The sequence below is a fragment of the Streptomyces sp. NPDC090022 genome (assembly GCF_044748145.1).
In the GTDB taxonomy this organism is placed as follows: Bacteria; Actinomycetota; Actinomycetes; order Streptomycetales; family Streptomycetaceae; genus Streptomyces.
The window spans coordinates 303,453-327,790 of record NZ_JBIVFN010000004.1 but is presented as its reverse complement, the minus strand read 5'-3'; the positions used below and the strand labels follow the sequence as shown (position 1 = coordinate 327,790).

19 protein-coding genes are annotated in these 24,338 nt (G+C 73.2%); 13 read left to right on the top strand and 6 right to left on the bottom strand.

What is annotated here, in order from left to right:
• Nucleotides 1-142: 142 nt before the first annotated feature.
• Both ACIPXB_RS11885 and ACIPXB_RS11880 read right to left on the bottom strand, forming a co-directional pair.
• Nucleotides 143-901, bottom strand: coding sequence for a class I SAM-dependent methyltransferase (locus ACIPXB_RS11885; RefSeq protein ID WP_401447799.1), 759 nt, complete (start codon nucleotides 899-901; stop codon nucleotides 143-145).
• 79 nt (nucleotides 902-980) lie between these two features.
• On the bottom strand, nucleotides 981-1,454 hold the full coding sequence (locus tag ACIPXB_RS11880) for an SAV_6107 family HEPN domain-containing protein (protein ID WP_401447796.1): 474 nt from the start codon (nucleotides 1,452-1,454) through the stop codon (nucleotides 981-983).
• Between the two features lie 188 nt (nucleotides 1,455-1,642).
• Between ACIPXB_RS11880 and ACIPXB_RS11875 the strand changes: the two genes are divergently transcribed.
• From ACIPXB_RS11875 to ACIPXB_RS11865, 3 genes are read left to right on the top strand one after another with little or no spacing between them, the layout of a single operon-like run.
• Complete coding sequence (locus tag ACIPXB_RS11875) at nucleotides 1,643-2,578, top strand: ATP-binding cassette domain-containing protein (protein ID WP_401447794.1); 936 nt, start codon at nucleotides 1,643-1,645, stop codon at nucleotides 2,576-2,578.
• Nucleotides 2,550-4,643 (top strand): YhgE/Pip family protein, encoded by a 2,094-nt coding sequence (locus tag ACIPXB_RS11870; protein ID WP_401447791.1) that lies wholly within the window; start codon nucleotides 2,550-2,552, stop codon nucleotides 4,641-4,643. The genes ACIPXB_RS11875 and ACIPXB_RS11870 overlap by 29 nt, the downstream gene beginning before the upstream one ends.
• A gap of 21 nt (nucleotides 4,644-4,664) precedes the next feature.
• Nucleotides 4,665-5,285, top strand: a complete 621-nt coding sequence (locus tag ACIPXB_RS11865) for a TetR/AcrR family transcriptional regulator (protein ID WP_401447789.1) — start codon at nucleotides 4,665-4,667, stop codon at nucleotides 5,283-5,285.
• A 333-nt stretch (nucleotides 5,286-5,618) separates the two neighbouring features.
• Here ACIPXB_RS11865 and ACIPXB_RS11860 read toward each other — a convergent pair whose 3' ends face one another.
• From ACIPXB_RS11860 to ACIPXB_RS11845, 4 genes are all read right to left on the bottom strand, one after another.
• Nucleotides 5,619-8,066, bottom strand: a complete 2,448-nt coding sequence (locus ACIPXB_RS11860; RefSeq protein WP_401447787.1) for a transglutaminaseTgpA domain-containing protein — start codon at nucleotides 8,064-8,066, stop codon at nucleotides 5,619-5,621.
• A complete protein-coding gene (locus tag ACIPXB_RS11855) occupies nucleotides 8,063-9,403 on the bottom strand; it encodes a DUF58 domain-containing protein (RefSeq protein ID WP_401447785.1) in 1,341 nt (446 codons plus the stop codon). The genes ACIPXB_RS11860 and ACIPXB_RS11855 overlap by 4 nt, the downstream gene beginning before the upstream one ends.
• Nucleotides 9,403-10,410 carry an AAA family ATPase gene (locus ACIPXB_RS11850; protein ID WP_401447783.1) on the bottom strand — a complete coding sequence of 336 codons (1,008 nt, stop codon included), beginning with the start codon at nucleotides 10,408-10,410 and terminating at the stop codon, nucleotides 9,403-9,405. Before ACIPXB_RS11850 ends, ACIPXB_RS11855 begins: the two co-directional genes overlap by 1 nt.
• Before the next feature lie 137 nt (nucleotides 10,411-10,547).
• Nucleotides 10,548-11,099, bottom strand: a complete 552-nt coding sequence (locus tag ACIPXB_RS11845; RefSeq protein ID WP_401447781.1) for a beta-class carbonic anhydrase — start codon at nucleotides 11,097-11,099, stop codon at nucleotides 10,548-10,550.
• 310 nt (nucleotides 11,100-11,409) lie between these two features.
• On the opposite strand from ACIPXB_RS11845, the gene rsmH reads away from it, so the two are divergent.
• The 10 genes from rsmH (at nucleotide 11,410) to ACIPXB_RS11795 (ending at nucleotide 24,053) form a co-directional block, all read left to right on the top strand.
• On the top strand, nucleotides 11,410-12,369 hold the full coding sequence (gene rsmH / locus ACIPXB_RS11840) for a 16S rRNA (cytosine(1402)-N(4))-methyltransferase RsmH (protein ID WP_401447779.1): 960 nt from the start codon (nucleotides 11,410-11,412) through the stop codon (nucleotides 12,367-12,369).
• Nucleotides 12,370-12,430: 61 nt separating this feature from the next.
• On the top strand, nucleotides 12,431-12,985 hold the full coding sequence (locus ACIPXB_RS11835; protein WP_401447777.1) for a septum formation initiator family protein: 555 nt from the start codon (nucleotides 12,431-12,433) through the stop codon (nucleotides 12,983-12,985).
• A 111-nt stretch (nucleotides 12,986-13,096) separates the two neighbouring features.
• Nucleotides 13,097-15,094: a peptidoglycan D,D-transpeptidase FtsI family protein gene (locus ACIPXB_RS11830; RefSeq protein ID WP_401447774.1), complete on the top strand. Its 1,998-nt coding sequence runs from the start codon at nucleotides 13,097-13,099 to the stop codon at nucleotides 15,092-15,094.
• Between the two features lie 26 nt (nucleotides 15,095-15,120).
• On the top strand, nucleotides 15,121-16,827 hold the full coding sequence (locus ACIPXB_RS11825; RefSeq protein WP_401447772.1) for a UDP-N-acetylmuramoyl-L-alanyl-D-glutamate--2,6-diaminopimelate ligase: 1,707 nt from the start codon (nucleotides 15,121-15,123) through the stop codon (nucleotides 16,825-16,827).
• The gene (gene murF, locus ACIPXB_RS11820) at nucleotides 16,828-18,246 is read left to right on the top strand and encodes a UDP-N-acetylmuramoyl-tripeptide--D-alanyl-D-alanine ligase (protein WP_401447770.1); all 1,419 of its coding nucleotides are present in this window, start codon (nucleotides 16,828-16,830) and stop codon (nucleotides 18,244-18,246) included.
• Nucleotides 18,243-19,313 (top strand): phospho-N-acetylmuramoyl-pentapeptide-transferase, encoded by a 1,071-nt coding sequence (gene mraY, locus ACIPXB_RS11815; protein WP_401447768.1) that lies wholly within the window; start codon nucleotides 18,243-18,245, stop codon nucleotides 19,311-19,313. Before murF ends, mraY begins: the two co-directional genes overlap by 4 nt.
• Nucleotides 19,295-20,737, top strand: coding sequence for a UDP-N-acetylmuramoyl-L-alanine--D-glutamate ligase (gene murD / locus ACIPXB_RS11810; protein WP_401447765.1), 1,443 nt, complete (start codon nucleotides 19,295-19,297; stop codon nucleotides 20,735-20,737). The genes mraY and murD overlap by 19 nt, the downstream gene beginning before the upstream one ends.
• Nucleotides 20,738-20,796: 59 nt before the next feature.
• On the top strand, nucleotides 20,797-22,164 hold the full coding sequence (ftsW, locus tag ACIPXB_RS11805; RefSeq protein ID WP_401447762.1) for a putative lipid II flippase FtsW: 1,368 nt from the start codon (nucleotides 20,797-20,799) through the stop codon (nucleotides 22,162-22,164).
• Between the two features lie 6 nt (nucleotides 22,165-22,170).
• On the top strand, nucleotides 22,171-23,265 hold the full coding sequence (gene murG / locus ACIPXB_RS11800) for an undecaprenyldiphospho-muramoylpentapeptide beta-N-acetylglucosaminyltransferase (protein ID WP_401447761.1): 1,095 nt from the start codon (nucleotides 22,171-22,173) through the stop codon (nucleotides 23,263-23,265).
• Nucleotides 23,266-23,297: 32 nt separating this feature from the next.
• A complete protein-coding gene (locus tag ACIPXB_RS11795) occupies nucleotides 23,298-24,053 on the top strand; it encodes a cell division protein FtsQ/DivIB (RefSeq protein ID WP_401447759.1) in 756 nt (251 codons plus the stop codon).
• Nucleotides 24,054-24,338 lie beyond the last annotated feature (285 nt).

Genomic DNA, 24,338 nt, shown 5'->3' with positions numbered 1-24,338 from the left:
CCGTACCGTCGTGCGGGCGGTCGCTGAGGCGGTTATTCCCCAATGACCGGTCCACCATGCCGGTACACGTCCCTCGATCATACGGGGCCCGGGCCCCGCGCGGGGGGTCTGTGGCCCACTCCATCCGCGACAGCGCCGCAGTTCAGGCGCGCTTCTCGCCCAGCACGTGCAGTTGCGTGGCCACCGCGTGGAAGGCCGGCAGCTCGGCCGCCGCCTCCTCCAGCCGGAGCAGGGCCGCGGCCGCCCCCGGCTCGGTGTCGACCAGCACGCCGGGCACGAGGTCCGCGAAGATCCGTACGCCGTGCACCGCGCCGACCTCCAGGCCGGCCCCCGAGACCAGTTCGCCGAGCTGGTCGGCGGTGAAGCGGCGCGGCACCGGGTCGCCGGAACCCCAGCGGCCCGCCGGGTCGGTGAGCGCGGTGCGCGCCTCGGTGAAGTGCCCGGCCAGGGCGCGGGCCAGGACCGCGCCGCCGATGCCGGCGCCGAGCAGGCTGAGCGTGCCGCCGGGGCGCAGCGCCGCGACGGCGTTGGCCACGCCCTCGGCCGGGTCGTCGACGTACTCCAGCACGCCGTGGCAGATCACCACGTCGTACGCCTCGCGCTCGACGACGTCCAGCAGGCCCTGGGCATCGCCCTGCACCCCGCGGACCAGATCGGCCACGCCCTCCTCGGAGACCCGGCGCTCCAGCCCGAACAGCGCGTTCGGGCTGGGGTCGACCACGGTCACACGGTGGCCGAGCCGGGCCACCGGGACGGCGAACTTGCCGGTGCCGCCGCCGGTGTCCAGCACGTCCAGGACATCCCGCCCGGTCGCCTTCACCCGGCGGTCGAGGGCCTCCTTGAGGACCTCCCACACCACGGCGGTGCGGAGGGAGGCACGGGGGCGGGAAGTGTCCGACACGGCTGATGGCTCCTCGGCGCGGAAAGGGTGGGTCACACGTGCTGTCGTCCCACCCTATTGCCTCCCGCGGCCGAGCCCGTCATCCCGCGTCCGGGTGATCCGGACGTGGCTGGGGGAGGGCCGGCTGGAGGGCGAGCATCCGCTCCACCAGGCGCAGGAACATCGAGGCGGCGCGCAGCAGGTCGTCCGCGTCCCGGCCGCTCGCCGCGTCGGGTATCCCGGCCTCGGCCCGGGCCCGCCGGGCGGCTCCCGAGGCGAACAGCGCGCTCCATTCGGCGAGCTCCGGAGCCAGCTCCGGGAGCACCTCCCACGCGCTGCGGATGCGCGGCCGGCGGCGTGGTGCGACCGGCTCGGGGCGGGCCCGGGCGGCCAGGACGGCCGCGGCGGTGCGCAGGGCGGCGAGGTGGGCGGTGGCATACCGCTCGTTGGGCCGGTCCAGAAGGGCGGCCTCGTCCAGGCCGCGACGGGCCTTGGCGAGCAGGTCGAGGGCGGCCGGCGGAGCCGAGGACTTCCGCAGGACGGGGTGGACAGGGGACGGGGACGGTGTGGCCATGACGAACCTCCTGTCGTTGCGTTCTGTCGAGTTGCGCTCTCCTCATCGTGACCGACACCACTGACAATCCGCCTGACCTGCGGTTTTTCGGTTCCTTTCGGTCAACTGCCCCCGGGTGCGCGGAGGTGGTCACCGGGGATGCTAGGTTTTTGAACTGACCAGTCAGTTCAAAACGAAGGGGAGGGCGCGTGGACAGCTCGGGGCGCCTCCCGGCGGCGGCCGGGGGAGGTGCGGCCGTCACGGCCGTGGACTTCGGACTCAAGGGCCCGCGGGGCTGGGCGTTCCGCGGCATCGGCTTCGACGCCGCACCCGGTTCCCTCATCGCCGTCGAGGGCCCCTCGGGCAGCGGCCGGACCTGCCTGCTGCTCGCGCTGACGGGCCGGATGAAGGCCACCGAGGGCCACGCCGAGACCGGCGGCCACCGGCTGCCCAAGAAGATGGCGGCCGTCCGGAGGATCGCCGCCCTCGGCCCGGTCCCCGGGGTCACCGACCTCGACCAGGCCCTGACCGTCGCCGAACAGCTGCGTGAGGGCGCGCTGCTCCAGCGCCGCTACGGCGGCCCGGTCCGCGCCCTGCTGCGCCGGCCGGCCGACCGCGCCGCCGCCACCCGGGCCCGGATCGAGGCGGCCCTGGCCACTGCCGGCCTGGACCTCGACACCCTGCCCAAGGGCCCGCGCACCTCGGTGCGCGACCTGGAGCGCATGGAGTCCCTGCGGCTGTCGGTGGCCATCGCGCTGCTGGGCCGGCCGGCCCTGCTGGCCCTGGACGACACCGACCTCAAGCTCTCGGACGCCGAACGCGCCGAGGCCTGGGAGCTGCTGCGGCGCATCGCCGACGGCGGTACGACCGTCCTGGCGGTCTGCAGCGAGGCCCCGGCCGGCGCGCTGGTCGTCCGGACCGCGGCCCCGGCCACCGCGGCCCCGGCCACCGCGGCCGGTGCGGCCGACGGGCCGGTGGAGCCGGGGGGCTCCACCGTTCCGGCGGCCGCACCGGAGCAGGACGCCGCCCGCCCGGCGGACGACACGGCCGCCGACGGCACGCACACGGACGACGGCACGCACACGGACGACGACACGCACACGAAGGGGGCGGACGATGCGCTCGCCGAAGCTGGCCGCGCTTGAGCTGAAGCGGTTCGGGCGGGGGAAGCTGCCCCGGGCCGCGCTCGTGGCGCTGCTCCTGCTGCCGCTGCTCTACGGAGCCCTGTACCTGTGGTCGTTCTGGGACCCGTACAGCCGTCTCGACAAGGTGCCCGTCGCGCTCGTCAACGCCGACCGGGGCGCCACCGTCGACGGCAACCGCCTCACGGCCGGTGACGAGATCACCAGGAAGCTGCACGACAGCAAGACCTTCGACTGGAGGGAGGTCAGCGCGGCCGAGGCGGCCGAGGGGCTGGAGAACGGGACGTACTACCTGTCCCTGACCATGCCCGCCGACTTCAGCGAGAAGATCGCCTCCAGCTCCACCGACGACCCCACCACCGGCGCGCTCCAGGTCCGCACCAACGACGCGAACAACTACGTCGTCGGCTCGATCTCCCGCACCGTCTTCTCCGAGGTCCGCGCGGCCGCCTCCGCCAACGCCTCCCGCGGCTTCCTCGACAAGATCTTCGTCTCCTTCTCCGACCTGCACGACAAGACCGCCGAGGCCGCCGACGGCGCCGACAAGCTCACCGACGGCGCGGGCAAGGCCAAGGAGGGCGCGCGGGACCTGGCCGAGGGCCTGGACACCGCCAAGGAGAAGACCGGCGAGCTCACCGAGGGCCTGCGGTCCCTCGACACCGCCGCGGGCAAACTGGAGAAGGGCTCCCGGGACGTCGCGAACGGCACCCAGCGGCTGGCCGACAAGGTCGGCGGCGTCGCCGACAAGGCCGGCCCGTTCATCAGGGACAACCCGCAGACCATCGTCGACTCCGCCCAGCTGGTCGCCGACACCGCCGGCGTCGTCCGCAACCACCTCGACACCTTCGCCAAGAACGCCCCCCGCGCCGCCACCGCGACGCGCGGCGTGTCCGACCTCGCCGCCACCACCTACACCAAGACCTGCGTGACCCCGGCGGCCGGCCAGTCGGCGCCGGCCACCTGCCCCGAGCTGAAGAAGCTCAAGGACGCCGCGGCCGAGGCCGCCGTCCTCGCCGGTGACGTCAACACCCTGGTCAAGGGCTCCGGCGGCGACCTCGACAAGCTGCGCAAGCAGCTGACCGACCTGGAGGACAAGGCCCGCAAGCTGGTCAAGGCGGCCCCCGGGCTCGGCAGCGACATCGACGCGGCCGTCAAGCAGGTCAACGCCCTCAACAGCGGCGCCCAGCAGGTCGCCGACGGCATGGTCAAACTGCACACCGGCATCGGCTCCGCCACCGGCGGCTCCGCCAAGATCGACACCGGTGTCGGCAAGCTCGGCGACGGCGCGCGCAGCCTCGACGGCGGCATCTTCAAGCTCGTCGACGGCAACCGCGACCTCGCCGACGGCCTGCACGAGGGCGTCGGCAAGATCCCGGACTACGACCAGCAGCAGCGCGAGGCCCGCACCGAGGTGATGGCCGACCCGATCAAGCTCGCCAACCAGTCCCTGCACCAGGCGCCCAACTACGGCACCGGCTTCGCCCCGTACTTCATCCCGCTCTCCCTCTGGGTCGGCGCGATGGTCGCGTACATGCTGATCACCCCGCTCAACCGGCGCGCCCTCGCCTCCGGCGCCTCGCCCTGGCGGATCGCGCTCGCCGGCTGGCTGCCGGTGGCCTCCCTCGGCGTCGCCCAGGTGGCCATGCTGATGTCGGTCCTGCACTGGGGCCTCGGCCTGGAGATGGCCCACCCGGCCGCCACCATCGGCTTCCTGGCGCTGGTCACCGGCTGCTTCGCGGCGATGGTGCAGTGGCTGAACGCCAAGTTCGGCGCGGCGGGCCGGATCCTGGTCCTGGCCGTGCTGATGCTCCAGCTGACCTCGGCCGGCGGCACCTACCCCGTCCAGACCAGCCCCGGCTTCTTCAACGCCATCCACCCCTACCTGCCGATGTCGTACGTCGTGGAGAGCCTGCGCCGGCTCATCACCGGCGGCGACCTGACCGCCGTCTGGCAGGGCTGCGCCGTCCTGGCCGCCTTCACCGTCGGGGCGCTGGCCCTCACCGCGCTCGCCGCCCGCGGCAAGCAGGTGTGGACCATGGACCGACTGCACCCCGAACTGAGCCTGTAGGGACCTGTGACAATCAGCGCCATGGACAGCAGCAGCACCGGTACCGCCCGACGGCGGGCCACGCGCCAGAAGCTCTACGAAGCGGCCGTCACCCTGATCGCCGAGCAGGGCTTCTCCGCCACCACGGTCGACGAGATCGCCGAGCGCGCGGGCGTCGCGAAGGGCACCGTCTACTACAACTTCGCGAGCAAGACCGAGCTCTTCGAGGAGCTGCTGCGGCACGGAGTGGGCCTGCTGACCGCATCCCTGCGCACGGCCGCCGAGGAGACCGAGGCCCGCGGTGGCACCCGGGTGGAGGCCCTGGACGAGATGATCCGGGCCGGCCTGGTCTTCATCGACCGCTACCCGGCCTTCACCCAGCTGTACGTCGCCGAGCTCTGGCGCACCAACCGGGCCTGGCAGTCCACGCTCATGGTGGTGCGGCGCGAGGCGGTGGCCGTCGTCGAGACGGTGCTGCGCGAGGGCGTCGAGCGCGGCGAGCTCAGCGCCGAGATCGACGTGCCGCTCACCGCGGCCGCGCTGGTCGGCATGGTGCTGGTGGCCGCGCTCGACTGGCAGTCCTTCCAGAGCGAGCGCTCGCTGGACGACGTCCACTCGGCGCTGTCGCTGCTCCTGCGCGGCCGGGTCAGCGGCAGCCGCTGACCCCCGGTCGGCGGTGCCGCCGCGCCCCCGCGGGGGCGTAGAACTGGTGCCGCGGCCTTTCCGGCCACGGCACTAGGTATCCGTACCTAGCCGTGCGGATGAGTACCCGTACGGATGGCTCCGACCTGCGCGAACAGCAGACTGGGAGCAACGGACAGGGGCGCTCGGCCCGCACCGCGGACACGGGGCCGCGGAGCGGGCCGGGTCCCTCGTCCGGCACGGGGGAAACAACAGGACGCCGGTGCGGCGGGGCTCGGACGACCGAATCCCGCCGCACCGGCGTCCTGCGCTTCCGGCGGATCATGGCCGAGGCCCCGACCCGCCGGACAGACCCTAGCCGCGCCCGCGCCCGCGCGCCGTCAGCTGCGGCAGCCGCGGCAGCCGTTCCCGCAGGGTGGCCAGCCGTGCCGACAGCGCCTCCGTCAGCTCCGCGCGGCGGGCCGACAGGGCCCGGCCGACCCGGGCCCCCGACCGCGGCAGCAGCAGCGCGCGCAGCCGCGCGCGCCCGCTCACGCCCGCCAGCAGGCCGGCCCGGGCCAGCAGGACGTCCGCGGCCAGGCCCTCGTACGCGATGGCCGCCCCCGGCGGGGCGTACAGCGACCGCTCCACCGCGCCCGCCACCCGGTGCACCGCCTCCGCGGCGTCCGTCTCCAGCTGCCCCAGCGTCACGATCCGCTCGGCCGCACCGCGCGGGGAGAGCGCCCCGTCCGGCGCGATGCCCACGTCCCAGGCGGCGTCACCGAGTTCGCGCCACACCGTCAGCACGTCGCCCGAGGCCAGCCGGCGCGTGCGCAGCCGGCCGCGCCACAGCAGCGGCAGCAGCGGCAGGCCCACCAGCAGCACGGCCGCCGCCACCCAGCCCAGCACCAGCCCGGCCGACGGCCCGCCGCCGCCCGCTCCGGCGTCCGCCTGGGCGGCCGGGCCGCCGCACTCGCCGAGCCGCTTGAGCTCCGGCGGGCACTCCGCCGACTGCGAGGCCGCCGGGGCCGGTGCCTGCGCGCTCTGCGAGGGCATCGCCGCCGGCGCGGACGGCTGCGCGGTGGGTACCTCGGTCAGCGTGTAGTCCGGTGCGGTGCCGATCCTGGGCGTCGGTTCGAAGCGGGTCCAGCCGACGCCCTCGAAGTACAGCTCCGGCCAGGCGTGCGCGTCGCGCATCGTGACCATCATGCTGCCGTCCGGCTGCCGGTTGCCGGGCGTGAAGCCGACCGCCACCCGCGACGGGATGCCCAGGGTCCGGGCCATCGCCGCCATGGAGAAGGAGAAGTGGATGCAGAACCCCTCCTTGTCGGCGAGGAAGCGCTCGATGGCGCCCGAACCGGTCCCCGACTGCACGGTGGTGTCGTACCGGAAGCCGCCGCTCACGGCGAAGTGGTCCTGGAGCTTCACGGCCTTGGCGTAGTTGTCCTGGGCCCCCTTGGTGATCTCGCGGGCCCGATCCGAGACCACCGCCGGCAGGTTCTCCGGCAGCTTGGTGTACTCGCCGAGGATCGCCGGGGAGGGCTGCGGCGCCGCCGCCAGCTGCTGCGCCGTGGGCCGCAGCTGCAGGCTCCGTACGGTGTACTGCGCGCCCTGCACGGTCTGGAACTTGTCCTTGCCCGTCTGGTCGCCGATCAGCGTCCGCCCGGCCTGCTCGAACCGCCAGCGCCCGGGGATCTCCACCTGGGTGGCCGGGTACGGCATCGGCAGGTAGCGCTGCCCGTAGTTGTTGGCCGCGGAGATGGTGGTGGTCACCTCGGTCGCGGTCAGGCGCACCTGGTCGCCCAGGCCCGGCACCTTCGGCAGCGGCCGGGGCACGTCGGACAGGCTGCGGCCGGAGGCCTCCCACTTGACGCCGTTGAACTCGTCGAGCGCGAGGATCCGCAGGTACTGGTCGGTGACCTGCTTGTTGTCCGTGTGGTAGCGCAGCACCATCCGGTTGTCCTGCGCGTTCAGGCTGTTCTGCAGCGACACCAGCGGGTTGACCGCCGAGATCGTCCCGCCGCCGCCCGTGCCGGAGCCGTTCTCGCCGCCCGCTCCCGTCTCGTTCAGCAGCCCGCCGCCCAGCGAGGGCAGGGCGGCCGGCACCGCGAGCGCGAGCCCCAGCGCCACCGCGCCGATCCGCCGCCCCGTCCGTACGGGTGCCAGCGGCCGGCCGGCGGCGGAAGCACCGGCCGGGCCGGCCGCGCCGCCCGGGGCGCGCGTGGCGGCCCCGAAGACCCGGCCCCACTGCGTCAGCCGGTCCCGGCCCTCGGCCAGGAGCAGCAGCAGGTAGCCGCAGCCCGCGGCCACGAACCAGGCCCACGAGGCGCCGTCGCCCCCGGCCAGCCCCGCGGCCACCGAGTACAGCGCGAGCAGCGGCAGTCCGGCGGCGGCCGCCGTCCGGAACGTCACCGCCAGCATGTCCACGAGCAGGCCGATCAGCAGCACCCCGGAGACGAGCAGCAGCCGGATCCCGGGCGTCAGCGGCGCCGGCATCGCGTACTCCGAGACGTCCTGGACGCCCTGCTGGAACAGCGCGCCGAAGTCGGTCAGCAGGTACGACAGCAGCCCGTCCCCACCGGCCCGGCCCTCCCCGGCGAACAGCAGCGCCAGTATCAGCAGGCTCACCAGCACCTGCGCCGAGATCGTCAGCGACCGTGCCAGCGGCACCCGCCGGGCCACCGCGCCGACGCCGCTCTGCACGGCGAGCAGCAGCACCGCCTGGAGCAGCCAGGTCGCCGGGCGCACCAGCGGCACCAGCGCACCCGCGGTCAGCACCGTCGCCAGCAGCGCGAACAGTGTCAGTCTCGCCCGCCCGCTCATGAGCGTCCTCCGGAAGTTCCCGTGCCCGTGGGCGCGTTGCCCGCCATGCGCCACAGCTCCCCGAAGGCGACCCCGGGCGGCGCCGCCAGCGCCGTCCAGCCCGCGTGGCGCAGCCGCCGCAGCCGCTCCTCCACCGGCAGCACCCCCGGCGCTGCCGGCGGCAGACCGGTCCAGGCCGCGGAGTCCAGCACGAAGGCCAGCGCCCCGCCACTGCGCCGGCGCAGCTTGGCCGCCAGCTCCGTCTGTACGTCGTCCAGGTCGCCGAAGAAGGCGATCAGCAGCCCCTCGTTGCCGCCGCGCACCGCGTCGTACGCCCGCGACAGGCCCGCGCCGTCGGAGAACCCGACCACCGCGAGGGTGTCCATCATCAGCCCGGCCGCCTCCGCGGCCTCCTGGCCGCCGGCCGAGAAGCCGCCCGCCGCCTCGCCGGGCGCCGGGCTGCCGGTGTCCGTCAGCAGCCGTGCCGAGAAGCCGCGCTCCAGCAGGTGCACCAGTGTGGAGGCGGCCGCCGACACCGCCCACTCGAACGCCGAGTCGGGACCCGCGCCCACGTAGGCCAGCCGCCGGGTGTCCAGCAGCACCGTGGCCCGGGCCCGCTGCGGCTGCTCCTCGCGGCGCACCATCAGCTCGCCGTAGCGGGCGGTGGAGCGCCAGTGCACGCGCCGCAGGTCGTCGCCGTAGCGGTAGCCGCGCGGGATCACGTCGTCGTCGCCGGCCAGCGCCAGCGAGCGCTGGTTGCCGTCGCCGTAGCCGGAGGACTCGCCGGTCAGGCGGACCGGCGGCAGCGGCTCGGTGCGCGGGACGACGGTGAGGGTGTCGTAGGTGCTGAACGAGCGGGTCAGCTCGACCAGCCCGAACGGATCGTTCAGGCGCAGCTGCAAGGGGCCCAGCGGATAGCGTCCGCGCAGGTCGGAGCGGACCCGGTAGGACACCTCGCGGCGGCCGCCCGGCTCCACCCGGTCCAGCACGAAGCGGGGCCGCGGCCCCAGCACGTACGGCACCCGGTCCTGGAGCATCAGCAGCCCGGTGGGCAGCCGCGAGACGTTGTCCATGCGCAGCTGCACCCGGGCCTCGGAGCCGGCCGCCACCCGCAGCGGGGTCAGCCGGCGGCTGCCGGTGACCCGGTGGCGGGTGCGGTGCAGCGCGTAGACGCAGATCAGCGGCAGGACGGCGAGCAGCAGCCCGACCCGCAGCAGGTCGCTCTGGCCCAGTACGTACGCGCACACGGTGGCGGCGACGCCGGCGGCCAGGAAGGAGCGGCCGCGCGTGGTGAGCCCGGACAGGGCCACGCGCAGACCGCCCTCACGGCCGGCACCGCCAGGGGCACCGGCGCTCATCAGAAGCCCCGGACGCCCGCGCCGGGCGGCTGCTCGCCGCGTACGGCGCTCGGGACCGGGGTGCGCTGGAGGATCTCGCCGACGACCTGCTCGGCGGTGCGCCGGGCCAGCTGGGCCTGCGCGGTCGGCAGCAGCCGGTGGGCGAGGACCGGGCCCGCCAGGGCCTGGACGTCGTCGGGGAGCACGTAGTCCCGGCCGGTCAGCGCGGCGTTCGCCTTGACCGCGCGCAGCAGGTGCAGGGTGGCGCGGGGCGAGGCGCCCAGGCGCAGGTCGGGGTGGTGGCGGGTGGCCGCGACCAGGTCGACGACGTAGCGGCGGACCGGGTCGGCGACGTACACCTCGCGCACGGCCTCGATCAGCTTCACGATGTCGTGGGCGTGCGCGACGGCCTGGAGGTCGTCGAGGGGGGAGACCCGGCCGTGCACGTCGAGCATCTGCAGCTCGGCGTCGGGGCTGGGGTAGCCGACGGAGACCCGGGCCATGAAGCGGTCGCGCTGGGCCTCGGGGAGGGGGTAGGTGCCCTCCATCTCCACCGGGTTCTGGGTGGCGACCACCATGAACGGCGTCGGCAGCTCGTACGTCGTGCCGTCGATCGTGACCTGGCGCTCCTCCATCGACTCCAGCAGCGCGGACTGGGTCTTGGGCGAGGCGCGGTTGATCTCGTCGCCGATCACGATCTGCGCGAAGATCGCGCCGGGCTTGAACTCGAACTCGCGGCGCTGCTGGTCGTAGATGCTGACCCCGGTGATGTCGGAGGGCAGCAGGTCCGGCGTGAACTGGATGCGCTGGACCGAGCAGTCGATCGACTTCGCCAGGGTCTTGGCGAGCATCGTCTTGCCGACCCCGGGCACGTCCTCGATCAGCAGGTGGCCCTCGGCCAGCAGCACGGTCAGCGCGATCCGTACGACCTCGGGCTTGCCCTCGATCACGCTCTCCACGGAACGGCGGACGCGTTCCGCCGTCGTGGTCAGATCCGCGAGGCTCGCACGGTCGTCATAGGTCGTCACCAGGTTCTCCTCGGCCCTTTCCCCGGGCCGACGCCCATTGCGCATGACCGGCCCACCCCGAAACACGGACGCCGGACCGGAAGGGTTCCCGGGGGCGTTCCTCCCGCATTGTTGACGGCGCTACGGCCTTGTGTCACTCAAGAGGCGGGATCGATCTCGCGCAGGAGTCCCGTGTGCACGTCGAAGACGAAGCCTCGCACATCGTCCTTGTGCAGCAGGAAGGGGTTCGTACGGACCCGCTGCATGGACTGGCGGACGTCCTGCTCGACGTCCCGGAAGGCCTCGACGGCCCAGGCGGGGCGCTGGCCGACCTCGTCCTCCAGCTCGTGCCGGAAGTCCTCGGTCAGGTTCTCCAGACCGCACCCGGTGTGGTGGATGAGTATGACGCTGCGGGTGCCGAGCGCCCGCTGGCTGATGGTGAGCGAGCGGATGGTGTCGTCGGTGACGACACCGCCGGCGTTGCGGATGGTGTGGCAGTCGCCGAGTTCCAGGCCGAGGGCCTTGTGCAGGTCCAGGCGGGCGTCCATGCAGGCCACGACGGCGACGTGGAGGACGGGACGGGCGTCCATGCCGGGGTCGGTGAAGCCGGCGGCGTAGCGACGGTTGGCCTCGACGAGCCGGTCGGTGACGGAGCCGGCGCCGGACGCCGGGGCGGTGGACTCGGTGGGCAGGTGCGCGGAAGTCGTCATGGCTACGACGTTAGTGGTCACAGCCGGTGGGGGCAGGGCGTGAGGAGGGACAAAGAACGTCAACGGGGCTTGTTGTGAGCTAACCCACAAGGTCGCGGGGGAGGCCGCCGACCGGGTGATTCGCGGCTTTCGCGGGTTCGGTTCGGGCGGGCCACACCGGGCGCGGGCCGGTTCACCCGCCGCGGCGGACCGTGGACTAAAGTGACGCGAACCGGCCGGGGGCCCGGTCCCGACCGGCCTCCCGGCCCTGACGAGACCCCCGCGTGCGCGGCGCGTACGCGCGGCCGCGCCGTTAGCTTGAGAGGGCGCTGTGAGTAGCGAGTCCCGACATGTCCCGGTGATGCTCCAGCGGTGCCTGGACCTGCTCGCCCCGGCACTGGAGCGGCCCGGCTCGGTCGTCGTCGACTGCACCCTCGGCCTCGGAGGCCACAGCGAGGCCATGCTCGCCCGCTTCCCCGGGGTGCGCCTGATCGGGCTCGACCGCGACAAGGAGGCCCTGCGCCTGTCCGGCGAGCGGCTGGCGCCGTACGGCGACCGCGCCACGCTGGTCCACGCGGTGTACGACGAGCTGCCCGACGTCCTCGACCGCCTCGGCATCCCCACCGTCCAGGGCGTCCTCTTCGACCTCGGCGTCTCCTCCATGCAGCTCGACGAGGCCGACCGCGGCTTCGCCTACGCCCAGGACGCGCCGCTGGACATGCGCATGGACCAGACCACCGGCGTCAGCGCCGCCGAGGTCCTCAACACCTACCCGCCGGGCGAGCTGGTGCGGATCCTGCGCGCGTACGGCGAGGAGAAGCAGGCCAAGCGGATCGTCTCGGCGATCGTCCGCGAGCGGGACAAGGAGCCGTTCACGAACAGCGCCCGCCTGGTCGAGCTGATCCGCGACGCCCTGCCGCAGGCCGCCAAGCGGACCGGCGGCAACCCGGCCAAGCGCACCTTCCAGGCCCTGCGCATCGAGGTCAACGGCGAGCTGTCGGTCCTGGAGCGCGCCATCCCGGCGGCGGTCGAGCGGATCGCGGTCGGCGGCCGGATCGCCGTGCTGTCGTACCACTCGCTGGAGGACCGCCTGGTCAAGCAGGTCTTCGCGGAGGGCGCGACCAGCACCGCCCCGCCCGGCCTGCCGGTGGTCCCCGAGAAGTACCAGCCGAAGCTCAAGCTCCTGACCCGCGGAGCCGAACTCCCGACGGAGGAGGAGGTCGCCGAGAACCGCCGCGCGGCCCCCGCCCGCTTCCGCGGTGTCGAACGCATCCGCGAGGCGAATCTGTGAGGCCCGGCGCCGGGGGCGGGCAGCCGCCCGGGGCCGGCCGGCCGGCGTCCAGGGAGGGCGAGTGAGCAAGGTGGCCACGGCGACGCGCATGCGGGCGGGCCGGCTCGGGCTGGTCCGCCCTGCGCGGCCCGGCGGGAGCCGGCCCGGGCAGGCGGCGAAGACGCCGTTCGTGCTGCTCGTCGTCGCCCTGCTGGGCGGCGGGCTGATCAGCCTGCTGCTGCTGAACTCGGCGCTGAACGAGGGTTCCTTCCAGCTGAGCCGGCTGAAGAAGGAGACCACCGCCCTCACCGACGAGCAGCAGGCCCTCCAGCGGGACGTCGACGGTCACTCGGCGCCCGACGCCCTGGAGCGCCGGGCCCGCGAGCTCGGCCTGGTTCCCGGCGGCACCCCGGTCTTCCTCGGCGCCGACGGCAAGGTCACCGGCAACCCCACCCCGGCCGAGGCCCCGCCGTCGCCCTCGCCGTCCCCTTCCGCCCCTGCGGCCCCGGCCGGCGCCGCCGCACCGTCGGCCCCACCGGCCTCGTCCGCCCCGGCCCCGCAGACCGACCGGCCGGTGCCCGGCGGCTCCGCCGCGCCGGGTACGTCTCCACAGCCCACCCCGACCTCCGGCAGGTGACGTCGTGACCCCTCAGGCAGCAGCCGACAGCCGCCGCCCGCCCGGCCAGGCGGCCCCGCACCCGGCCCCGCACCCGGCCGCGGCCCGGACCCGGCGCCGGGGCGTGCCCGCGTGAGCCCCAAGGAGCCGCCCCGCCGGCGGGTCCCCGGCCCCGCCCGCCCGCGCAGCACCGCGCGCCCCGCCGCCCGGTCCACCGCCCGGCCGGCCTCCCGCCCCGCCACCCGGCGCCCCTCGGCCGTCCGCAGGCCCCACACCATCCGGCTGGGCAGCCCGCGGCCCCGGCTGCGGCTGGTCGGCGTCGGGCTGACGCTCGTCATGGTCGCCTTCGTCGTACGGCTGCTCCAGGTGCAGGCGGTCGACGCCTCCGCGTACTCCGCCGAGGCCTCCAAGAACCGCTACGCCAACTACACGCTCGCCGCCGAGCGCGGCGACATCACCGACCGCAAGGGCGTCGCCCTGGCGACCAGCGTCGACGCGTACGACATCACCGCCGACCCCTCGATGTTCACGCCGGAGAAGAGCAAGGCCCCCGACGCCCCCGAACAGGCGGCCGCCCTGCTGGCGCCGATCCTGGAGGGGGACGCCAAGGACATCGCCGACCGGCTGCGCAAGAACACCCGCTACGTCGTCCTCTCCCGCCGCCAGACCCCCCAGGTCTGGAACCAGATCAAGGACCTCAAGCGGGTCTTCGCGGAGAAGGCCCTGGCCGACCGCAAGGGCAACGGCCCCGGCGCCAACGTGCTGGCCGGCGTCTTCCACGAGCCCAGCAGCAAGCGCGTGTACCCCAACGGGACCCTGGCCGCCGGGATACTGGGTTACGTCAACGCCGAGGGCAAGGGCGCGGGCGGCCTGGAGTCCTCCCTCGACAAGAAGCTGGCCGGCAAGGACGGCGAGATCACCGTGGCCACGGCCGGCGGCCGCCAGGTCCCGACCGCGGGCTCCCGCGAGGAACCCGCCGTACCCGGCGACGACATCGAACTGACCATCGACCGCGACATCCAGTGGGCCGCCCAGAGCGCCATCACCGAGCAGGTCGAGAAGTCCAAGGCCGACCGCGGCTACGTCATCGTGCAGGACACCCGGACCGGCGAGGTGCTGGCCATGGCCAACGCCCCCGGCTTCGACCCCAACGACCTGTCGAAGGCCACGTCCACCGCCATGGGCAACGCCGCCCTCCAGGACGTGTACGAGCCCGGCTCCACCGCCAAGGTGATGTCGATGGCCGCCGTACTGGAGGAGAAGAAGGCCACCCCCGACACCCACGTCGTCGTCCCCAACCGGCTGCACCGCGGCGACCGGCTCTTCAAGGACGACATCGACCACCCCACCTGGTACCTGACGCTCAACGGCGTCCTCGCCAAGTCCTCCAACATCGGCACCATCCTGGCCACCGGCCAGCTCGGCCCCACCCAGCCCGAGGCCAACAAGGTGCTGCACTCCTACCTGACCAGGTTCGGCATCGGCAGGCCCACCGGCCTGGACTACCCCGGCGAGTCCCGCGGCATCCTCGCCAGGCCCGAGGACTGGTCCACCTCGCAGCAGTACACGATCCCCTTCGGCCAGGGCCTGTCCCTCAACGCCATGCAGGCGGCGTCCGTGTACTCCACGATCGCCAACGGCGGGGTCCGGATCGAGCCGACCCTGGTCCGCGGCACCAAGGGCCCCGACGGCCGGTTCACCCCCGCGCCCGCGCCCGAGAAGTCCCGCGTGATCAGCGAGGACACCGCCAGGACCCTCGCGCAGATGCTCGAATCCGTCGTGGACGACGAAGAGGGCACCGGCACCAAGGCCCGGATCCCCGGCTACCGGGTCGGCGGCAAGACCGGAACCTCCAACCGGGTGGATCCGGCCACCGGCCGCTACAAGGGCTACACCGCCTCCTTCGCCGGCTTCGCCCCCGCCGACAGCCCCCGCCTGACCGTCTACTGCGCGATCCAGAACCCCACCAGCGGCAGCTACTTCGGCGGCCAGATCTGCGGACCCGTCTACAAGAAGGTCATGGAGTTCGCCCTGAAGACCCTCCAGGTCGCCCCCACCGGAACCGCCCCGGCCGGACTGCCCGTCACGTTCGAGCCGGGCCCCCAGCCCGGCCCGCAGCCCGGCCAGTGACCCACGAAGAGCGCGAGGCACCAGCAGTGACAACGATCACCCCGGAACCCGGGAACCGTACGACGCCCGGCTCCACGTCCGGCCCCTCACTTCGCGACAGGCCCGGTGCGCCCGGTACGCTCACCGCCGTGCCCCACGCTGATCAGCCCAGAACGACCCAGAACGACGCCCCGGCAGCGCCGCCGGGAGCGCCGCGGCCCCAGAGCCCGCACCCGACCCCGCTCCGGGACCTGGCCGCCCTCCTGGGCGCCCCGGACCCGGGAACGGCGCAGATCACCGGCATCACCCACGACTCCCGTGCGGTCCGCCCCGGCGACCTGTACGCGGCCCTGCCCGGCGCCCGCCTGCACGGCGCCGACTTCGCGGCCCAGGCCGCGGCCCTCGGCGCCGCCGCCGTCCTGACCGACGACGCGGGCGCCGCCCGGGCCGCCGCGACCGGCCTGCCGGTCCTGGCCGTCACCGACCCGCGCGGCCGGATGGGCGAGCTCGCCGCCGCGATCTACGGCCGGCCCGGCGAGGCCCTGCTCCAGATCGGCATCACCGGCACCTCCGGCAAGACCACCACGGCCTACCTCGTCGACGGCGGCCTGCGCGGCGCCGGCCGCGCCACCGGACTCGTCGGCACCGTCGAGATGCGCATCGGCGACGAGCGCATCAAGTCCGAGCGGACCACCCCCGAGGCCACCGACCTCCAGGCCCTGTTCGCGGTCATGCGCGAACGCGGCGTCGAGGCGGTGACCATGGAGGTCTCCAGCCACGCCCTCGTGCTCGGCCGGGTCGACGGCTGCGTCTTCGACGTCGCCGTCTTCAACAACCTCAGCCCGGAACACATGGAGTTCCACTCCGACATGGAGGACTACTTCCAGGCCAAGGCGCAGCTGTTCACGCAGCGCCGGGCCCGCCTGGGCGTGGTCAACATCGACGACGAGTACGGCCGCCGCCTCGCCAAGGAGTCGGCGATCCCCGTCGTCACCTTCTCCGCCGCCGGCGACCCCGCCGCCGACTGGCGCGCCGAGGACGTGGTCTCCGGGCACATGGACTCCACCCTGACCCTGCACGGCCCCGACGGGGTGCGGGTACGCGCCACCGCGCCGCTGCCGGGCCCGTTCAACGTCGCCAACACCGTCGCCGCGATCGTCTCGCTCGCCGTCGCCGGGATCGACCCGCAGGCCGCCGCCGACGGCGTCGCCGCCGTCCCGGGCGTCCCCGGCCGCCTGGAGCGCGTCGACGCGGGCCAGCCGTACCTGGCCGTCGTCGACTACGCCCACAAGACCGACGCGGTCGAGTCGGTCCTGCGCGCGCTGCGCGAGGTCACCCGCGGCAGGCTGCACATCGTCCTGGGCTGCGGCGGCGACCGCGACACCACCAAGCGCGGGCCCATGGGCGCCGCCGCCGCCCGGTTCGCCGACACCGCCGTCCTGACCTCCGACAACCCGCGCTCCGAGGACCCGCTGCGGATCCTCGCCGCGATGTTCGAGGGCGCCGTCTCCGTCCCCGCCGAGGAGCGCGCCGCCGTGCTCGTCGACGCCGACCGGGCCGCGGCCATCGCCGCCGCCGTCGCGCGCGCCGAGCCCGGCGACACCGTCCTCGTCGCCGGCAAGGGCCACGAGCAGGGCCAGGACACCGCCGGTGTCGTACGGCCCTTCGACGACCGCACCGTGCTGCGCGAGGCCATCGAGACCCGTACCGCGCAGAACCGAGCCATCCACGACCGACAGGCCGAGGTGAACTAAGTGATCGCCCTCTCCCTCGCCGAGATCGCCGACATCACCGGCGGACAGCTCCACGACATACCGGATCCGTCCGCGCAGGTCACCGGACCCGTCGTGTTCGACTCCCGGGAGGTCGAGGCCGGCAGCCTGTTCGCCGCGTTCGTCGGCGAACGGGTCGACGGCCACGACTACGCCGACCGGGCCGTCGCCGCCGGGGCCGTCGCGGTCCTCGCCACCCGGCCCGTGGGCGTCCCCGCCGTCGTCGTCCCCGACGTCGTCGCCGCCCTCGGCGCCCTCGCCGGGGCCGTCGTCGCCCGCATCGGCACCGACGTGGTCGCCCTGACCGGCTCCGCCGGCAAGACCTCCACCAAGGACCTCATCGCCCAGGTCCTCCAGCACCACGCGCCGACCGTGTGGACGCCGGGGAACCTCAACAACGAGATCGGCCTGCCGATCACGACGCTGCGGGCCACCGAGGACACCCGGCACCTGGTGCTGGAGATGGGCGCCCGCGGCATCGGCCACATCCGCTACCTCACCGGGCTCACCCCGCCGCGCATCGGCCTGGTCCTGAACGTCGGCACCGCCCACATCGGCGAGTTCGGCGGCCGCGAGGCCATCGCCCAGGCCAAGGGCGAGCTGGTCGAGGCGCTGCCCTCCGAAGCCGAGGGCGGCGTCGCCGTCCTCAACGCCGACGACCTCCTCGTCCGCGCGATGTCCTCCCGTACCAAGGCCCGTACCGTGCTGTTCGGCGAGGCCGAGGACGCCGACGTACGGGCTACGGAAGTCCGGATGACGCCGCAGGGACAGCCGTCCTTCACACTGCACACACCCACCGGGTGCAGCGATGTGACCTTGCGGCTGTACGGTGAGCACCACGTGTCGAACGCGCTTGCCGCGGCCGCCGTCGCCCATGTGCTGGGCATGCCCGTCGAGGAGATCGCCACCGCGCTCTCCGGTGCGGGCACGCTCTCGCGCTGGCGGATGGAGGTCACCGAGCGGGCCGACGGCGTGACAGTCGTCAACGACGCCTACAACGCGAACCCCGAGTCCATGCGGGCCGCACTGCGCGCACTGGCCGCCATGGGCGGTGCCGCGCAGGCGAAGGGGGGACGGACGTGGGCGGTGCTCGGTCCCATGGCCGAGCTCGGAGACGATTCGCTCGCCGAGCACGACGCGGTCGGACGGCTTGTCGTCCGGCTCAACGTGAGCAAGCTCGTCGCAGTCGGGGGCAGGGAAGCGTCCTGGCTGCAACTGGGCGCATATAACGAGGGTTCGTGGGGTGAGGAGTCGGTGCTCGTGTCCGACGCGCAGGCGGCGGTCGACCTGTTGCGCAGTGAACTGCGCCCGGGAGACGTCGTGCTGGTGAAGGCATCCAGGTCGGCCGGTCTGGAGCGGGTCGCGCAGGCGCTGCTCGAGGGCGAGGTCTCCGGCCGATGAGGCAGATCCTGTTCGCGGGTGTCATCGGTATGTTCCTCACCATCATCGGCACCCCGCTGCTGATCAAGCTGTTGGCCCGCAAGGGCTACGGCCAGTTCATCCGCGACGACGGCCCGCGCGGCCACGCCGGGAAGAAGGGCACGCCCACCATGGGCGGTATCTCCTTCATCCTGGCCACGCTCGCCGCGTACGCCCTGACGAAGGTGATCACCGGCGAGGAGCCGAGCATCTCGGGCCTGCTCGTCCTGTTCCTGATGACGGGTATGGGCCTGGTCGGCTACCTGGACGACTACATCAAGATCGTCAAGCGGCGCTCGCTGGGCCTGCGGGCCAAGGCCAAGATGGCCGGCCAGCTGATCGTCGGCATCGCCTTCGCGGTGCTCGCGCTGCAGTTCAAGGACGCCCGGGGGCTGGCCCCGGCCTCGACCAAGCTGTCGTTCGTCACCGACTTCGGCTGGGCCATCGGCCCGGTGCTGTTCGTCGTCTGGGCGCTGTTCATGATCCTGGCGATGTCCAACGGCGTGAACCTCACCGACGGCCTCGACGGCCTGGCCACCGGCGCCTCCGTGATGGTCTTCGGCGCCTACACCTTCATCGGTGTCTGGCAGTTCCAGGAGTCCTGCGCCAACGCCGCCACCCTGACCAACCCGGCGGCCTGCTTCGAGGTACGCGATCCGCTCGACCTCGCGGTCGTCGCCTCCGCCCTCATGGGTGCCTGTTTCGGCTTCCTGTGGTGGAACACCTCGCCCGCCAAGATCTTCATGGGTGACACCGGCTCGCTCGCCCTCGGCGGCGCGCTCGCGGGCCTGGCCATCTGCTCCCGCACCGAGCTGCTGATCGCGCTGCTGGGCGGCCTCTTCGTCCTCATCACCATGTCCGTGGTCATCCAGGTCGGCTCCTTCCGACTCACCGGCAAGCGGGTCTTCCGGATGGCTCCCCTCCAGCACCACTTCGAGCTGAAGGGCTGGTCGGAGGTCCTCGTGGTGGTGCGGTTCTGGATCATCCAGGGCATGTGCGTCATCGTGGGCCTCGGAATCTTCTACGCCGGATGGGCAGCCGAAAAGTGAGCACGCTGGACTGGCAGGGCAAGCACGTCACCGTCGCCGGCCTCGGCGTGAGCGGCATCAGCGCCGCCCGCGCCCTGGCCGGCCTCGGCGCCTCCGTCACCGTCGTCGACGGCGGTGACGGCGAGGCCCACCGGGCCCGCGCCGCCGAACTCGCCGAGCAGGACATCACCGTCCGCCTCGGCGACGCCGAAACCCTGCCCGAGGGCACCGAGCTGGTCGTCACCTCGCCCGGGTGGAAGCCCGGCAGTCCGCTCTTCAAGGCCGCCGCGGCGGCCGGCGTCGACGTCGTCGGCGACGTCGAGATCGCCTGGCTGCTGCGCGGCACGGGCGGCCGCGAGGCCGCCCCCTGGCTGGCCGTCACGGGCACCAACGGCAAGACCACGACCACCCAGATGCTGGCGTCGATCCTGAAGGCCGCAGGTCTGCGCACCGCCGCCGTCGGCAACATCGGCACCCCCATCATCGACGTGGTCCTCGGCGACGAGGAGTACGACGTACTCGCCGTCGAGCTCTCCAGCTACCAGCTGCACTGGGCGCCCTCGGTCCGCGCGCACTCCGCCGTCGTGCTCAACCTGGCGCCCGACCACCTCGACTGGCACGGCTCCATGGAGGCGTACGCCGCCGACAAGGGCCGCGTCTACGAGGGCAACACGGTCGCCTGCGTCTACAACGTCGCCGACCCGGCCACCGAGAACCTGGTCGTCGAGGCCGACGTCGAGGAGGGCTGCCGCGCCATCGGTTTCACCCTCGGCGCCCCCGGCCCCTCCATGCTGGGCGTCGTCGACGGCATCCTCGTCGACCGCGCGTTCGTCCAGAACCGGCAGAAGAACGCCCAGGAGCTGGCCGAGGTCGAGGACATCGACCCGCCGGCCCCGCACAACATCGCCAACGCCCTCGCCGCGGCCGCGCTCGCCCGCGCCTTCGGCGTCCCGCCGCGCGCCGTCCGCGACGGCCTGCGCGACTTCCGCCCGGACGCGCACCGGATCAGCTACGTCGCCGAGGTGGACGGGGTCACGTACATCGACGACTCCAAGGCGACCAACACGCACGCCGCCGAGGCCTCCCTGGCCGCCTACGAGCCCATCGTGTGGATCGCCGGCGGCCTGGCCAAGGGCGCGACCTTCGACGAGCTCGTGCAGCGGTCGGGCGAGCGGCTGCGCGGCGCCGTGCTGATCGGCGCCGACCGGGCGCTCATCGCCGAAGCGCTGGCGCGACACGCCCCCGAGGTCCCGGTCGTGGACCTCGACCGGACCGACACTGGGGCGATGCTCGCGGCGGTCCGGGAGGCGGCCCGGCTCGCGGAGCCCGGCGACACGGTCCTGCTGGCTCCGGCCTGCGCCTCGATGGACATGTTCGCGAACTACAACAAGCGCGGGGACGCGTTCGCCGACGCCGTGCGCGAACTGGCCGCGGAGAGCGCCTAGGTCCAGGGGCAGGGGTCCTGTCTGACCGGCTGCTCGCAGGAGTGGGAGGGAAGACACAGATGCCGGCCAAGCAAGTCCTGTCGGGGCGGCGGCCGTCCGTACCCCGGGCGCAGGGCCGCAAGCGGCCCGCCCCCCGGCCGCCCGGGCGGCTGTTCCCGGGCCCCGGCCCCGTCGAGCGGCTGCGGCGTACGCAGCGGCAGTTGAAGCGGGCCTGGGACCGGCCCCTCACCGCGTATTACCTGATCTTCGGCAGCGCCCTGCTCATCACCGTGCTCGGCCTGGTGATGGTCTACTCGGCCTCCATGATCAAGGCGCTCCAGCTGGGCCTGGGCGACGCCTACTTCTTCAAGAAGCAGTTCGTCGCCGCCCTGCTGGGCACCGGACTGCTGCTGGTGGCCTCGCGGATGCCGGTGAAGCTGCACCGGGCGCTGTCCTACCCGGTGCTCGCCGCGACCCTGTTCCTGATGGTCCTCGTCCAGGTGCCGGGGATAGGGAAGTCCGTCAACGGCAACCAGAACTGGATCTCCCTGGGCGGACCGTTCATGCTCCAGCCCAGCGAGTTCGGCAAGCTCGCCCTGATCCTGTGGGGCGCCGACCTGCTGGCCCGCAAGGGCGACAAGGGGCTGCTGAGCCAGTGGAAGCACCTGCTGGTGCCGCTGGTGCCGGTGGCCTTCGTCCTGCTCGGGCTGATCATGCTGGGCGGCGACATGGGCACCGCGATGATCCTGGGCGCCATCCTCTTCGGCCTGCTGTGGCTCGCGGGGGCGCCGACCCGGCTGTTCGTCGGGGTGCTGGCCTTCGCGGGTGTGATCGTCGGCGTGCTCATCAAGACCAGTCCGCACCGCATGGAGCGGCTCGCCTGCCTGGGGGCGACGGAACCGGGCAAGAACGACATGTGCTGGCAAGCCGTACACGGGATCTACGCCCTCGCGTCCGGTGGATGGTTCGGTTCCGGGCTCGGGGCGAGTGTGGAAAAATGGGGGCAACTGCCCGAAGCCCATACCGACTTCATCTTCGCCATCACCGGGGAGGAACTGGGACTGGCGGGGACGCTGTCGGTACTCGCCCTGTTCGCGGCTCTAGGCTATGCGGGTATCCGCGTGGCCGGACGCTCGGAGGATCCCTTCGTCAGGTATGCCGCGGGAGGCGTGACCACCTGGATCACGGCCCAGGCCGTGATCAACATCGGTGCGGTGCTCGGTCTGTTGCCGATCGCCGGCGTCCCCCTCCCGCTGTTCTCCTACGGTGGCTCCGCCCTGCTGCCGACCATGTTCGCCGTCGGACTGCTCATCGCCTTCGCGCGTGAGGAGCCCGCGGCGCGCGCGGCGCTCGCGATGCGACAGCCGAAGTTCGGCTGGAAGCGGGCCGGGCCGATATGGAAGTCGATGAGACGGCGCGTCAAGAGGCGTCCGTCCGGAGAGCGGTGAATTTCGGTGCATGTCGTACTCGCCGGTGGGGGGACCGCCGGCCACATCGAGCCGGCGCTCGCCCTCGCGGACGCCCTGCGCAGGCAGGACCCCACCGTGGGCATCACGGCCCTCGGAACGGAGCGCGGTCTGGAGACCCGCCTGGTGCCGGAACGCGGCTACGAGCTGGGACTGATCCCCGCCGTGCCGCTGCCCCGCAAGCCCACGCCCGAGCTGATCACGGTCCCGGGCCGGCTGCGCGGCACCATCAAGGCGGCCGAGCAGATCCTGGAGCGCACCAAGGCCGACTGCGTCGTCGGCTTCGGCGGCTACGTGGCCCTGCCGGGCTACCTGGCGGCCAAGCGGCTCGGTGTGCCGATCATCGTGCACGAGGCCAACGCCCGCCCGGGCCTGGCCAACAAGATCGGCTCGCGGTACGCGCACGCCGTCGCGGTCTCCACGCCCGACAGCAAGCTGCGCGGCGCCCGCTACATCGGCATCCCGCTGCGCCGCTCCATCGCCACCCTCGACCGGGCCCTGGTCCGCCCCGAGGCCCGCGCCGCCTTCGGCCTCGACCCCAACCTGCCGACCCTGCTGGTGTCGGGCGGTTCGCAGGGCGCGCGCCGGCTCAACGAGGTCATCCAGACCATCGCGCCGACCCTCCAGCGCTCGGGGATCCAGATCCTGCACGCGGTCGGCCCGAAGAACGAGGTCCCGCGTGTCGACAACATGCCCGGGATGCCCCCCTATGTCCCGGTACCGTACCTGGACCGGATGGATCTCGCGTACGCCGCCGCCGACATGATGCTCTGCCGCGCGGGCGCGATGACCGTCGCCGAGCTGTCCGCCGTCGGGCTGCCCGCCGCCTACGTCCCGCTGCCCATCGGCAACGGCGAGCAGCGGCTGAACGCCCAGCCGGTGGTCAAGGCGGGCGGCGGTCTGCTGGTGGACGACGCGGAGCTGACCCCCGAGTGGGTGCAGAGCCAGGTCACCCCGGTGCTCGCGGATCCGCACCGGCTGTACGAGATGTCCCGCGCCGCCGCCGAGTTCGGCCGGCGGGACGCCGACGAGCTGCTGGTCGGCATGGTGTACGAGGCGATCGCCGCCCACCGGGCCCGCTGAGCCGGGAACGTAACGACGCAGGAGGCACGAGCGTGGCCGGAGCGAAGCCGTCGAAGAGATCCGGTCCGCGGGGCCCCGGCGCGAGGTCGCGCCGGGGCCGCGTGCTCCTCTCCCTGGCCGCCGCCGTCCTGCTGGCCGGCGGCGGCAGCTGGGTGCTCTACGGCTCCAGCTGGCTGCGGGTGGAGAAGGTGACCACCGACGGCACCCGCGTCCTGACCCCCGAGCAGGTGCTGACGGCCGCCGAGGTGCCCGTCGGGGCACCCCTGGTGTCGGTGGACACCGACGAGATCGAGGCCCGGCTGCGGGGGCGGCTGCCCCGTATCGATTCGGTCGATGTGGTGCGGGCCTGGCCGCACGGAATCGGGCTCAAAGTGACGGAACGCAAACCCGTCCTGCTCATCAAAAAGGGCGCCAACTTCATCGAAGTGGACGCATCGGGTGTGCGATTCGACACGGTCGCGAAAGCCCCGGCCGGCGTTCCGCTCCTGGAATTGACGGCGGCACAGTCGCCGAGTGCCCGCCGCTTCGACGAGGAGCGGCTGCTGCACGAGGCCGTGGGCATCGCCCGGGACCTCCCGGAGCCGGTCGCGCGACAGACGGTGCAGGTCAAGGTGGCCTCGTACGACTCGGTCGTACTGGAGTTGGCCGGCGGGCGGCGCGTGGTGTGGGGGAGCGCGGAGCAGGGGGCGGCGAAGGGCCGGGCGCTGACCGCCCTGCTGAAGGCCGCGCCCAAGGCTGACCACTTTGACGTGAGCGCTCCCACCGCCCCTGCGGTGTCCGGGAGTTGACGCCCGGTCGAACAGCGACGCACCCTGGTTGGCCAGCGATATGGGTGATCACATAGGGTGAAAAGAAAAACGGGAGGTTCGGCGTGTTCGTTGAACACGCGCTACTTGTCGACTTAGTGTCCTGTTCGGAAGTCCATGGGATCCAGGCAACAGACACACCCCTAACCCTAAACTTCAGGGTCAGGGTTCGGGTCGGCGCGTTCGGACCGTCCCCAATTCGGCATCAGTCGTCGCATCGCAGGCCCGCGAGGTGGCGACACGTAACTCGAGGCGAGAGGCCTTCGA